The 12,027-nt window shown below is 43.0% G+C and carries 12 protein-coding genes and 1 other RNA gene; 6 read left to right on the forward strand and 7 right to left on the reverse strand.

All coding sequences use genetic code 11. The features are described from left to right. Positions 1-248: 248 nt before the first annotated feature. Positions 249-1,352: a putative manganese transporter gene (locus tag MP3633_RS14175; protein WP_244959664.1), complete on the forward strand. Its 1,104-nt coding sequence runs from the start codon at positions 249-251 to the stop codon at positions 1,350-1,352. A 15-nt stretch (positions 1,353-1,367) separates the two neighbouring features. Here MP3633_RS14175 and MP3633_RS14180 read toward each other — a convergent pair whose 3' ends face one another. Further along, positions 1,368-1,721, reverse strand: a complete 354-nt coding sequence (locus tag MP3633_RS14180) for a YkgJ family cysteine cluster protein (RefSeq protein ID WP_176336025.1) — start codon at positions 1,719-1,721, stop codon at positions 1,368-1,370. A 198-nt stretch (positions 1,722-1,919) separates the two neighbouring features. On the opposite strand from MP3633_RS14180, the gene cls reads away from it, so the two are divergent. After that, positions 1,920-3,374 carry a cardiolipin synthase gene (cls, locus tag MP3633_RS14185; RefSeq protein ID WP_176336026.1) on the forward strand — a complete coding sequence of 485 codons (1,455 nt, stop codon included), beginning with the start codon at positions 1,920-1,922 and terminating at the stop codon, positions 3,372-3,374. 52 nt (positions 3,375-3,426) lie between these two features. Next, entirely contained in the window at positions 3,427-4,206 is a 780-nt protein-coding gene (locus tag MP3633_RS14190) for an endonuclease/exonuclease/phosphatase family protein (RefSeq protein ID WP_176336027.1), read from the forward strand. A gap of 39 nt (positions 4,207-4,245) precedes the next feature. On the opposite strand, the gene MP3633_RS14195 is transcribed toward MP3633_RS14190, so the two are convergent. The 6 genes from MP3633_RS14195 to prfB all read right to left on the reverse strand — a co-directional run bounded on the left by MP3633_RS14195 (position 4,246) and on the right by prfB (position 10,682). Beyond that, complete coding sequence (locus tag MP3633_RS14195; protein ID WP_176336028.1) at positions 4,246-4,707, reverse strand: methyltransferase family protein; 462 nt, start codon at positions 4,705-4,707, stop codon at positions 4,246-4,248. A 117-nt stretch (positions 4,708-4,824) separates the two neighbouring features. Next, positions 4,825-5,217: an SMI1/KNR4 family protein gene (locus tag MP3633_RS14200; RefSeq protein WP_176336029.1), complete on the reverse strand. Its 393-nt coding sequence runs from the start codon at positions 5,215-5,217 to the stop codon at positions 4,825-4,827. Positions 5,218-5,336: 119 nt separating this feature from the next. Beyond that, positions 5,337-5,762 (reverse strand): hypothetical protein, encoded by a 426-nt coding sequence (locus tag MP3633_RS14205; protein WP_176336030.1) that lies wholly within the window; start codon positions 5,760-5,762, stop codon positions 5,337-5,339. Between the two features lie 1,124 nt (positions 5,763-6,886). Further along, positions 6,887-7,945 carry a histidinol-phosphate transaminase gene (hisC, locus tag MP3633_RS14210; protein WP_176336031.1) on the reverse strand — a complete coding sequence of 353 codons (1,059 nt, stop codon included), beginning with the start codon at positions 7,943-7,945 and terminating at the stop codon, positions 6,887-6,889. 92 nt (positions 7,946-8,037) lie between these two features. Beyond that, positions 8,038-9,540, reverse strand: a complete 1,503-nt coding sequence (gene lysS / locus MP3633_RS14215) for a lysine--tRNA ligase (protein WP_176336032.1) — start codon at positions 9,538-9,540, stop codon at positions 8,038-8,040. Between the two features lie 46 nt (positions 9,541-9,586). Continuing rightward, positions 9,587-10,682 (reverse strand): peptide chain release factor 2 gene (gene prfB, locus MP3633_RS14220; RefSeq protein WP_176336033.1). Its coding sequence is split into 2 segments (ribosomal slippage): positions 9,587-10,609 and positions 10,611-10,682, totalling 1,095 coding nucleotides; the frame shifts between segments, so codons are not numbered across the junction. A gap of 144 nt (positions 10,683-10,826) precedes the next feature. On the opposite strand from prfB, the gene MP3633_RS14225 reads away from it, so the two are divergent. From MP3633_RS14225 to MP3633_RS14235, 3 genes are all read left to right on the forward strand, one after another. Further along, entirely contained in the window at positions 10,827-11,126 is a 300-nt protein-coding gene (locus MP3633_RS14225) for a cell division protein ZapA (protein ID WP_112140691.1), read from the forward strand. A 129-nt stretch (positions 11,127-11,255) separates the two neighbouring features. Beyond that, a non-coding RNA gene (gene ssrS, locus MP3633_RS14230) (6S RNA) lies at positions 11,256-11,433 on the forward strand. Between the two features lie 4 nt (positions 11,434-11,437). Beyond that, on the forward strand, positions 11,438-12,022 hold the full coding sequence (locus tag MP3633_RS14235; protein WP_176336034.1) for a 5-formyltetrahydrofolate cyclo-ligase: 585 nt from the start codon (positions 11,438-11,440) through the stop codon (positions 12,020-12,022). The last annotated feature ends 5 nt before the right edge of the window (positions 12,023-12,027 follow it).

Consider the following 12,027-nt stretch of genomic DNA (forward strand, 5'->3'; position numbering starts at 1 on the left):
CTAAACTTTATCGTTATAGAGAGCTCTTACGTCAATAAATACTTTTCAGTTCAGTAAAAATGAGTAAATCCACTTATCTATTTTTTTATTCCCTCTTGCACAACCCAATACATATAAACGATAATCATTTGCAACTAAATTACATCTCACTTTTTATGCTAACTGAAGCCGAAATCCCCCTAAAACAAAACCATACCCTTCAACAAGGACTCACCAGTAAACGGATGATAATTCCAATGGCACTTGTCATGCTTTGGCTTATTCCGAGTTTACGTGACATCGTCTACTCCGTATTGGCTGACGCCTTTTTGCAAGTCTCTGCTTTCGTAGCACTAACACTCGCGCTCTATTACGGAATAAGCCACAACTTAAACGCCACGCCTCTACAGCATTGGATGCGGAAGAAACCTTATCGCGAGATCGTTTTTGCCGGCCTTATGGGCGTTTTACCTGGATGTGGTGGCGCGATTGTCGTGATTACTCAATATACCCAAGGGAAAATAAGCTTCGGCGCGGTGGTCGCTGTCCTCACTAGCACAATGGGAGACGCGGCATTCTTATTGATCAGTCAACAACCAAAAGACGCGGTCATCGTGTTGTCAATTAGCATCGTGGTCGGAATCGTGTCAGGTCTTGTGACGGATTCTTTTTTGCCCGCACCAAAACAAGAACTTGTTCACTCAGCCAGTCAAAGAGGCACAATATCACTGCCACATCCAAGTCTTTTTGGCATCTGGGTCAGCCGTATAAGCATCGTATTTTGGTGCCTACTCATTATTCCTGCCAGCGCCATCGCCCTGCTTCTTGCCATGCAATACAACGTCAATGATTTACTGGGGCTACCAGATAAATCGATAAAATACCTTGGCGCCATTGCCGGTTTTATATGCTTATTGCTGTGGGCGTTGTCCGCTAAAAATGATCGCTATTCTGAATTAACAAAAGAAAATGATAATACGCTTCCCAAACATTGGATTCGAAAAGTCGCTCAAGACACACAATTTGTAACAAGTTGGGTTGTCGTCGCGTTTATCCTGTTCGAACTCATCCTCCTTTTTGTTGGTGATGGCCTACTCAACTCATTAAAACTATTGGGCAGCACGACTGTATTCTTTGCGACCATGGTTGGCCTATTACCCGGCTGTGGTCCACAAATCATGGTGACTGGCCTTTACCTACAAGGCGCAATTCCCTTGTCGGCACAAATAGCCAATGCAATCAGTAACGACGGCGACGCACTCTTTCCCGCCATCGCTCTGGCACCAAAAGCGGCGTTAATCGCCACGGTGTATTCCACTGTTCCCGCCTTAATGGCAGGATACACATACTATTGGTTGGTTGAATCGGTCTAGCGTCTAAATGATAATCTATACCAACACTTGTCGTGTGTTAGCAATGTAGTTATGAACCTGATCCTCAATATCAGGGTCAACCATGGTTTTTGGACGACAACTGTTAGGGCAAGCCATATTCGGGGTTGTGCCAAACAATCGACAGATTAATGGACGATCGTCATATACCTCACAACCATTAGGCCCCAAATGCACGCAGGTAAAATCCTCTAATGCTGCATCATGTTCAGCGTCTGTTTTCACTGGGAGATTCGAGATTTCTTCTGAAGACGTCGTTACTGGACCGCAGCAATCGTGGCAACCCGGTGTACATTCGAACGATGGTATATGCTCGCGCAGGCGCACTATGATGTCTCGGTTATTATTCATTTATACTCTCTACTTTATAACTGCTTAGCCTTATTGCTCTCTATCTGTCCCAATTTTCTATGGGCATCATGTCATGGTTTATCCGTTTGTGTAATGATACAACCTAACATCATAAAATAAGCGTTAGTGGCCTATATCGTTATTAACATCGTTTGTTTTTCGTAATGGATTTAGTCATCCATCATTTGAGTGAGTTTTATGCAAATAATTGAAGTATTGGTTGAATGGGTCTACCTCCATTGGGTCACCATCATCGTTATTTTGCACGTTTCCTTATCGTTTTTCACATCGTTACATGTACTATTATTTAAAGAAAATGAACGTACCTCACTGGCTTGGATTGGCCTTGTCATATTTTCGCCCGTTATCGGAAGTCTTTTTTATTGGTTGTTTGGAATAAATCGCATCAAGCGTTTAGCGCAAAAAAAACACCCTAAAGCGTCTAAACAATATTGCCGACTCTCGAAAAAAATCAATAAATTCAATCAGCTACCCAAACATTGGAATTCAGCTATCATTGCAGGATATAACATTCATCCTATAAATTACGTCGCTGATAACCGAGTTGAACCGCTCATTAATGGAGATGTAGCCTACCCTTCAATGATTGAATCAATTAAAAACGCAAAACTTCATGTTGTCTTATCAAGTTATATATTTGATTACGATTCACTTGGACGCCAATTTGTTAACGCGTTAGCAGAAGCTCATCAACGAGGCGTTATTGTGAATGTTTTGCTGGATGGCATTGGCATTGGCTACAGCTGGCACAAGTCAGACCGAGCGTTAAAAAAACTCGGGGTTAATACTGCCCGCTTTTTACCCGCCATTTCGTTGACAGGCATTCGCTTTATCAATCTAAGAAACCATAGAAAAATACTCAGTATTGATGGTGAAGTCGCTTACATTGGAGGATTGAACGTCAGTAAGAATAATCTGGTAAAATCTGCAACACATCCCATAGATGATGTGCATTTTAAAGTCACAGGTCCCGTGATTGACCAGATCAGTCAAGTATTTACAGAAGATTGGGGGTTTGCGACAGGTGAATTAATTCAATTCCCCCATTTTAACCCAAATACACTCGAACAAAAAAACAATCACTCCGTCGTTGCCCGAGTCATTCAAGATGGTCCTGATGAACACCATAATAGAATACGATGGACATTAATCAACGCATTAGTTTGCGCACAAACAAGCGTAAAAATCATAACGCCCTACTTTATCCCGGACCAAACTTTAATGACGTCGCTTCATGCCGCCGCATTACGAGGAGTGTCAGTCGAAATCATAGTACCTGAACACAGCAACATTCCTTTTGTCGACTGGGTGATGGAAGCCAATTTTTCAAGAATAATGGAACACGGTATACAGATATACAAAAACAAGCGGCCTTTTGACCACAGTAAAGTGGTCATTATCGATGATATTTGGTCCTTTATAGGTTCCACCAACTGGGACGCCAGAAGCCTTGAATTCAATTTTGAAATTAACCTAGAATGTTTTGATACGGGTCTTAATACACAACTAACCGAACTGTTTACTTTAAAGAAACGCAACGCAAGCCTCGTTATTGAGGATGAAATGGATAAATTGCCCATCTACAAAAAAATTCGTAATAACTTGTTTCGTTTATTCTCACCCTACCTGTAATGCAATGCGTAGCACCTTGCCATCATAATTTTTAATAAAGGCCCATATTCTCATGATTAAAAGTCGATATAGCAAAGTTGAGTCGCTTAAAATCATGGGCAGCGCGCCAAATCAGGCGCTAGGGCCAAACATCGAAATATTAGTGTGGAATGTTTTTAAATGTCGAAAAAAAGGCTGGTTGAAGGATTTTACAACGCTCATTCATGATAAAAATTTAGTTATCTTGCAGGAAGCCATTTTAAATTCCTCTTTCGACAACCTTTTTAATGCGTCATCAGAGCATCAGTGGATTATGGCGAGCAGCTTCATGAGCGTCAAAACCAGCATCGAAACAGGCGTTAAAACCGGATCAACTGTTGCGGCAGTAGAACATTATTTTTCAGCGTCAGCTCACGGCGAACCCATTACAAAAACAAAAAAAATGTTGCTGGCAACCGTGTATCCATTAGATCACCTTAAACAATCATTACTTGTTATCAATGTCCACGCGATCAACTTTGTTTCTTTCGAAAAGTTCAAAGCACATATGGATCAAATTTCTCTAACGCTGGAACATCATAATGGGCCCATATTATTAGCCGGGGATTTTAATACGTGGAATGGGAAAAGGTTAAAATATTTTAATGAACTCGCCACCTCGTTTTTGCTGGAAGAAGTGGAAATGACACGTCAGCCAAGACTAAACCATTTATTTCAGCACCTTGACCATATTTACTGTCGCGGATTAGAAACTGTCGATGCGCATGTGCATACGCAAATACATTCTTCAGACCACTACCCCATCAGCTTATCGTTACGCACATTGAGTCCAGCGGACATAAAACAACCTTAATGTACTATGTCGAAAACGAACTTAAAAAATTGTTGAGCATCAAAACCATCTGCGCACCTCTGCTTCATACTCGCGGTAAGCCTCACCAAACTTCTCTCGCATATGCCGCTCCTCTGGAGCGATTTGAAACCGGTTCATATAAATAACGAATGCTGGAAGCAGCACAAAACTTGCCAAATTGCTCAGAAACATTCCCCAAGCAATCAGAACAAGCAAGAACCCAGCGTACATCGGGTTTCGACTTATTCGATAGACTCCGCGAACTACAAGGCTAACGGATTGCTCTGGTACTCGCGGGTCGACGGTTGTGCCCGCTGACCGAAACTCCAATACGCCACGTAACGCAAAAGCAACACCAATTGCCGCAAACACTATTGCAACAAGCGAAGACACGGACAAAGTGAAGCCAAAACTCGGCACAGCAACCGCCAATGCCCACATAAGGCTTGCCGTCACAAACACCTGAACAACTGGTGGAATTTTTAACTCTAATGCCTGCATGATAACTCCTTTGAAGACCAATGCCGCCAACACGCGCCGCTTTGTAGTTGATTTTTTGTGGCAGTCTTTTTCGCCACAAAAAAGCGACGGAAAAGTTGCTCGCCGTTACTGGCATTGTTATAGCTTTTCAATTTTACTAAAAGAGTCTGCTAGCTTATGCAACTCCCCTGTTTCATGTAGCCATAAGAAGATCTCATCCAGAAACCTGCCCGACTCTTTAATGAACACCATTTGATCACCTAGCCCGTTACTAGCAATGGCCAGTGCATTTTCAGGGAAATTGCCAAAACCTCCACAGGACTTTGTTTCGCTAATGATGTGATTACAGGTACGAGACAAGCGCTTTCTATCTGAGGCATCTTTAATTGGGTAGAACTCCCAATCATCTTCTTCTATAGACGCTTCGCCACCATTATCAAGCTTCATAGCCTCACGGTATTCGTGCGGCAGTTTTAACCCAATTTCTTTTTCCGCATGAGCCAGCTGCTCTTCCGATAAATTAAAAGGCACACAGCCTCCTTAGCTATAACGCCCATAATAACAGGCTAAAAATTGTGGGCCAAAATGAGTGAGGCACGAGCGATAGCCCACTTTTATTTGTCCTGCTGCAATGACTTGTTAGGCGTACATTACCGAAATACTTTTCTATAAAAAGGTTTTCGCCCTGCAATATATATTTTTATATAAATGCTTCTGCCTTTCAAAAACGTATTACTCCAATTGAAATGATATTGTCCTCTAAAGGGTAGTGTTTTACTTGAATGCGCATCAATCCTAGAGTCACATGCATCAGGACCTGGTGATTCGAATTCTTCAAACTTACGAAATGGCCACCATCTTGAACAATAATGAAGCTCCCAATATTCTAGAATGATCGGTTTCGAAGATAAATTTCTAATAAGGATGTCGTTTCCTTGAATCGGATCAGAAGTAAAGTTATGACCGATATCTATACGGAAGCGATTACTCCAAATTTCCCAAACTTTTATACAAGCAAGTAAAGTTGATAAAATCGCACCCCACCATGCTATATAATTGACTCCTGAATCTGACATATTGCTCCTGTGTACGCCTAACATTTTGTTAATGCGCATGCGCGTTTAGACAATTTAAGAACTCTCTTTTTATGCCTGTAAGTCACTGATTTTAAAGCTATAAATACAGGCACAAGCAGAAGCCAAAGCTGAAAATATTCTTATCCATTGACACTAAAGGATTTTTTAATTTTTCACCAGTACAAAACACATACAACTGGTTTATTAAAAATAGTTAAACGTGCAAAAATGCGATCATTTCAAAAGTAGACTGTATATCTACCCATTAATTGCGTTTTGATTTTCATCCCGAAGAAATCAGTTCGACGCAACGAAGTTGCGCGACTTTATGGCATTTCAAAGTTATTGTTTGGCGATCTATCTCTCACCAAATAAACAATCTATGCCTTACGATAAAAGGAGCGTAGGAAGCAATCATGCTCTTATGAAGAAAAGGAGGCATTAAAGATCTTAAAGCGAATTTTTGCTTTCCTTTAAACCTAAGTTTTTGCGGCTCTGGGAAAAATTTACACGCTTAGCTTTTTTCTGAATTAAAAAAGCGTAAAAAAGGTCAGGGATACAAAGCGTTTGAATGGAACCTAAATTCCACGTCGGGCTAAAGCCTCGACCTACCCTAAACAAAGCAGAACACAGAAGAGCAATAACCCCATCTTCCGTCTTCCCCTTGAAGAAAGGGGAAGAAACTTAGAGCCTCGGTATTATCACTTTCTGCACTGTGTCCCAGATATAGTCAGTTCGACGCGACGAAGTTGCGCGACTTTATGGCGTTTCAGAGTCATTAACAGAAAGAATCTCTCGAACAGCAAGGCCAATCTATGCCTTACTGCCCCAGAGCGTCGCAATGCTATTTATCGATGAAGAAAATCAGGCATTAAAGATCTTAAAGCGAATTTTTGCTTTCCTTTAAACCTAAGTTTTTGCGGCTCTGGGCAAAAGTTACACGCTTAGCTTTTTTCTGAATTAAAAAGCGGAAAAAAGGTCGGGGATACAAAGCGTTTGAATGGAGCATAAATTCAGCGTCGCGCTAAAGCCGAACCCCACAATGAAAGCTTCGCTTTCTTCGCCAGGTTACGGTCGTGCCTCCTTCACCATGTCCCACAAGGCGTGGTGAAGGAAGGCGACTTTTACAATGTTTTTAGCGCTGCGGTTAATGCCGCCATTTCTTCATTCGTACCTATGGTAATCCGCAAGTAGTTACCAATGCGTGGTTTGTTACCAAAGTATCGAACGAGAATACCTTGGTCTTTTAGCGCAAGGTAAATTTTCTCGGCGTCTTTTTCTGGATGCGTAACGAAGACAAAATTAGTAGCCGATGGCAGTACGTTAAAACCAAGCGCTTCGAGATCTTTGACAGATTGCTCACGGGTGGCGATGGTTTTGTCGCAAATCTCTTTTAAATAGGCTTCATCTTCGACCGCAGCAGTAGCACCAGCCAAGGCGATACGATCCACAGGGTAGGAGTTGAAAGAGTTCTTCAAGCGCTCTAGCCCTTCGATCAACTCTGGATGACCCAATGCGTAACCAACGCGAATACCTGCCAAGGCGCGAGACTTAGACAAGGTTTGCACAACCAATAGATTTGGGTATTGGTTGATCAAGGTCGAAGCACTTTGAGCGCCGAAATCGACGTAAGCCTCGTCTACCAACACCACCACATCTGAGTTGGCTTTTAAAATGAATTCAATGTCTGCCAAAGAAAGGGCTTTGCCTGTTGGTGCATTTGGATTGGTCACAACCACACCCGATACATCTAGATTTTGGTAATCCGCTGGTACAATGTCGAAATTATCGTTGAGTGAAATTAGCTTCGGTTCAATACCATATAAACCCGCATAGACTTTATAGAAGCTATAAGTAACGTCGGCAAACGCCAATGGTTTACCACCAGCAAAATACCCCATAAAGGCTAACGCCAATACTTCGTCTGAGCCGTTGCCGATAAATACTTGATTCGCTTCTAGCTGGTAGCTTTTTGCCAACGCATTTTTCAGTGCGCTGCCGTTTGGATCTGGATAAAGACGTAAACGCTCACTGACTTCAGCCGCCATAGCAGCTAATGCTTTAGATGACGGCGCGTAAGGACTTTCGTTGGTATTTAGTTTGATGTATTTTTTATCTTGCGGTTGCTCGCCTGGCACGTAAGGGTCAAGAGAAGCGATTTTATCTGTCCAAAAACGACTCATGGAGTGCTCCATTATTCTTCATAAAAGAGAGAGTTCAAACAAAAGAAGGCCTCAATTGAGGCCTTCTTTACGTTTTCCTATATGGCCTAAGGTTAATCTTGAGGGCGCATATGAGGGAATAACAATACGTCACGTATCGAAGGTGCATCAGTAAACAACATCACCAAGCGATCGATACCAATACCTTCACCAGCCGTTGGTGGTAAGCCGTACTCAAGCGCATTAATGTAGTCTGCATCGTAATGCATTGCTTCATCATCACCGGCGTCTTTTTCAGCAACCTGACGCTTGAAACGTTCAGCTTGGTCTTCTGGATCATTTAGCTCCGAGAAACCGTTAGCAATTTCACGTCCGCCCACGAAGAATTCAAAACGGTCTGTAATGAAATCATTATGGTCATTACGACGCGCCAATGGAGAAACTTCCGCTGGGTACTCTGTAATGAAGGTTGGTTGATCCAGTTTGCTTTCAGCCGTTTCTTCGAAAATCTCTGTCCAAAGTTTGCCCAAGCCCCAAATCGGTTTGACGTCGATTTTTAGATTCTTCGCGACCGCTGTTGCACTTTCTAATGATTCAAGATCTGCCGCAGTTAATTCTGGGTTGTAATGAAGAATAGACTCCAGCATGGTCATGCGAACAAATGGTACGCCAAAGTCGTATTCAGACCCTTGGTACGTCACGATTGTTGTGCTCAATACTTTTTCAGCAACATCACGCAACATGGCTTCTGTCAGGTCCATTAGATCGTTGTAATCCGCGTATGCTTGATAGAACTCGATCATGGTGAATTCTGGGTTATGGCGAGTCGACGTTCCTTCGTTACGGAAATTACGATTAATCTCGAACACACGCTCAAAACCACCCACAACTAAACGTTTTAAATAAAGCTCAGGCGCGATACGCAAGTACATGTTCATGTCCATGGCATTATGATGCGTCACGAAAGGACGCGCCGTGGCACCACCTGGGATCGTTTGTAGCATTGGCGTTTCCACTTCCATGAAACGTCGATCTTCTAAGAAGCGACGAATGGTAGAAATGATTTTTGAACGCATCTGAAACGTAGCGCGAGACTCTTCGTTTACAATCAAATCAACGTAACGCTGGCGATAACGCATTTCCATATCAGACAAACCGTGATGCTTGTCTGGCAGCGGACGCAGTGATTTGGTTAGTAGTTGTGCTTCTTGCATGTCTACATACAAATCGCCTTTGCCAGATTTATGCACAGGACCAGAAATACCAATGATATCGCCCAAATCCCATGTTTTTTGATCCGCAAGTAATTCAGGAGACAAGGCTTTACGGTTTACGTAGGCTTGAATTTGTCCTGTCATGTCTTGTAGCAACATGAACGCGCCACGGTTACGTACAATACGACCGGCGATGCTGACTTTATGATCTTTTTCTTCCAATGCTGGCTTTTCAATGTCACCAAATTCCGCTTGTAAATCCGCTGCGTAAGCATTGGGACGGAAGTCATTTGGGTACGCATTGCGCTCTGTACGAATGGCCGCCAATTTAGCGCGGCGCTCCGCTACTAAACGGTTGTCATCAGATTGTACGGTAGATTCTGTGTTATTTTCGTTAGCCATGATTTTGCTATCTGCTCTTATAAATTTTTCAAAATGGGACGGCGCTTTATAGGCCCTGCTTTAAACTTGCAACGATAAACTGGTCTAAGTTGCCATCCAGCACGGCACCCGTGTTGGAGCTTTCTACACCAGTACGCAAATCTTTGATACGCGATGCATCCAATACATAGGAGCGAATCTGACTGCCCCAACCGATATCGGATTTGCTGTCTTCTACCGCTTTGGCGGCTTCGTTACGTTTCATCATTTCAAATTCGTACAATTTAGCGCGAAGCTGCTTCATCGCAAAGTCACGGTTAGCGTGCTGTGAACGCTGGTTTTGACATTGCACAACGATGTTTGTTGGTATGTGAGTAATACGTACCGCCGAGTCGGTGGTGTTTACGTGCTGACCACCTGCACCAGATGAGCGGTAAGTGTCGGTACGAATATCAGCCGGATTGATATCAATCTCGACGTTATCATCGATCTCAGGCGATACGAAAACAGACGCAAAAGACGTATGACGACGATTACCTGAGTCAAAAGGTGATTTACGTACTAAACGATGTACACCCGTCTCAGTGCGTAACCAACCAAAAGCGTAGTCGCCTTCAAAGCGAATGGTCGCAGATTTAATACCTGCCACATCGCCAGCGGACACTTCCATCAGTTCGACATTAAAGCCTTTGTCTTCTCCCCAGCGTAAATACATGCGCAATAGGATATTGGCCCAGTCTTGCGCTTCGGTACCACCGGAGCCAGACTGAATGTCTAAGAAAGCGCTGCTTTCGTCCATCTCTTTGGAAAACATGCGACGGAACTCCAACTTAGCCAACAGAGCATCAAGCTCTTCCAGCTCAAGTCGAACCGCTTCCACGGAATCTTCGTCGTTATCTTCGACCGCAATGTCCAACAGCTCTTTGGAATCATTTACACCTGATTCCATACTGTCTAGCGTTTCTACAACGGCTTCTAATGAGGCACGTTCTTTACCTAGTTTTTGGGCATAGTCTGGATCGTTCCAGACCTCTGGATCTTCCAGTTCACGGTTAACTTCTTCTAGACGTTCTTTCTTTGACTCGTAGTCAAAGAAACCCCCGTAGGGTTAAAGCACGAGAAGAAAGGTCTTTTATCTTTGAAACTATCGGGTTTATTTCCATATTGGCGTCAATTTGCTATAAACAGTGTGGATAAAGGTGATTCGGAATTGTAACGAATTTACTCGCAGCATAAAATGCCATTCGCTACCCAATGATGGAAAAACAGACCATTTTTTGTGGGCCTTGCTATCAAATGGAGTCAATATGGATAAGCCAACCGTTTCAGTCGCCATACTGGGACAAACTTATAAGATAAATTGCCCTAAAGGGCACGAAGCTGATTTGAAAGAAGCGGCGGAGTATTTGAATAATCAAATGCGCGAAATTAAGGCCGGTGGGAAAATCGTCGGACTTGAAAAAATTGCTGTACTTGCAGCATTGAATATTACTCACGATATGCTTTCTAATCAAAAATACGCACGCTCTAACGAGCAACAGTTGCGAGAGCTGACGTCGCAGCTCGATGCAGCATTAACACATCAAACAAAGTTGGTTAATGAATAATCACTTGTGGTTTATTCTTTGATCTACTTTTTTGATTGCAAGCGCAGAACACGAATTTTCTTCATACAGTGCAGAAAACGAATGAGACTACAGAGTGATTTACACAATGAATTACCTTATACTGGAGTTCGTTTCCTGGGTTGTTCGAAGCGGCTTAACGCCCTTGAGCCTATGAGTAATACCCCGGAGAGAGCCTGTTGGTTTGGTGTGCATGTCCGTGCGTCGGAAAGCCTAAAAAGTCACAGTTCTTTCCACCTTGAACCACTGGGTTCAAGGCCAATAGCCGACACGGCAACTTGGGAAACTCTTTTATGACCTCACATCTAGATTCTAGACAAACACTTCGTCGTCAATTACGCCAAGCCAGAAGAAGCTTATCGCCAGAGCAGCAACTCAGCGCCGCTAAAGCGCTACTCAACTGTTTTCAAGAACAGCTTAGCAACCCCCAAATAGTTGATGCCAAACGCATTGCACTTTATTTATCGAACGATGGCGAAATCTCACCTCATCTATTATGCGAATATTTTTGGCAACAAAATATTCAGACTTATCTCCCCGTCATCCAAGGCAAACAACTCACTTTTGCACTTTACTCTGCCGATACGATTTGGCAAGAAAATGTCTATGGTATTAACGAACCCATCACGACGAATTATCTTTCAGGGAGTGAACTGGACATTGTATTGTTACCTTTAGTTGGATTTGACTCAGAAGGCGGGCGCCTTGGTATGGGGGGTGGTTTCTATGACAGAACCTTTGCTAATAAAAGAACAGATGAAGCACCACTACTGATAGGCTTAGCACACGATTGCCAGCACGTTAACAGCCTACCAGTGGAAGGTTGGGACGTGCCATTGCAAGCAATTTTAACCCCAACGCACGTTATTCCTGTTTAATCCTA

It is taken from the genome of Marinomonas primoryensis, from assembly GCF_013372285.1.
GTDB classification, from domain to species: domain Bacteria; phylum Pseudomonadota; class Gammaproteobacteria; order Pseudomonadales; family Marinomonadaceae; genus Marinomonas; species Marinomonas primoryensis.

Coding starts and splice junctions, on each gene's coding strand:
- MP3633_RS14175 (WP_244959664.1), top strand. CDS start 249: ATGCTTTGGCTTATTCCGAGTTTACGTGACATCGTCTACTCCGTATTG.
- MP3633_RS14180 (WP_176336025.1), bottom strand. CDS start 1,721: ATGAATAATAACCGAGACATCATAGTGCGCCTGCGCGAGCATATACCA.
- cls (WP_176336026.1), top strand. CDS start 1,920: ATGCAAATAATTGAAGTATTGGTTGAATGGGTCTACCTCCATTGGGTC.
- MP3633_RS14190 (WP_176336027.1), top strand. CDS start 3,427: ATGATTAAAAGTCGATATAGCAAAGTTGAGTCGCTTAAAATCATGGGC.
- MP3633_RS14195 (WP_176336028.1), bottom strand. CDS start 4,707: ATGCAGGCATTAGAGTTAAAAATTCCACCAGTTGTTCAGGTGTTTGTG.
- MP3633_RS14205 (WP_176336030.1), bottom strand. CDS start 5,762: ATGTCAGATTCAGGAGTCAATTATATAGCATGGTGGGGTGCGATTTTA.
- hisC (WP_176336031.1), bottom strand. CDS start 7,945: ATGAGTCGTTTTTGGACAGATAAAATCGCTTCTCTTGACCCTTACGTG.
- lysS (WP_176336032.1), bottom strand. CDS start 9,540: ATGGCTAACGAAAATAACACAGAATCTACCGTACAATCTGATGACAAC.
- MP3633_RS14225 (WP_112140691.1), top strand. CDS start 10,827: ATGGATAAGCCAACCGTTTCAGTCGCCATACTGGGACAAACTTATAAG.
- MP3633_RS14235 (WP_176336034.1), top strand. CDS start 11,438: ATGACCTCACATCTAGATTCTAGACAAACACTTCGTCGTCAATTACGC.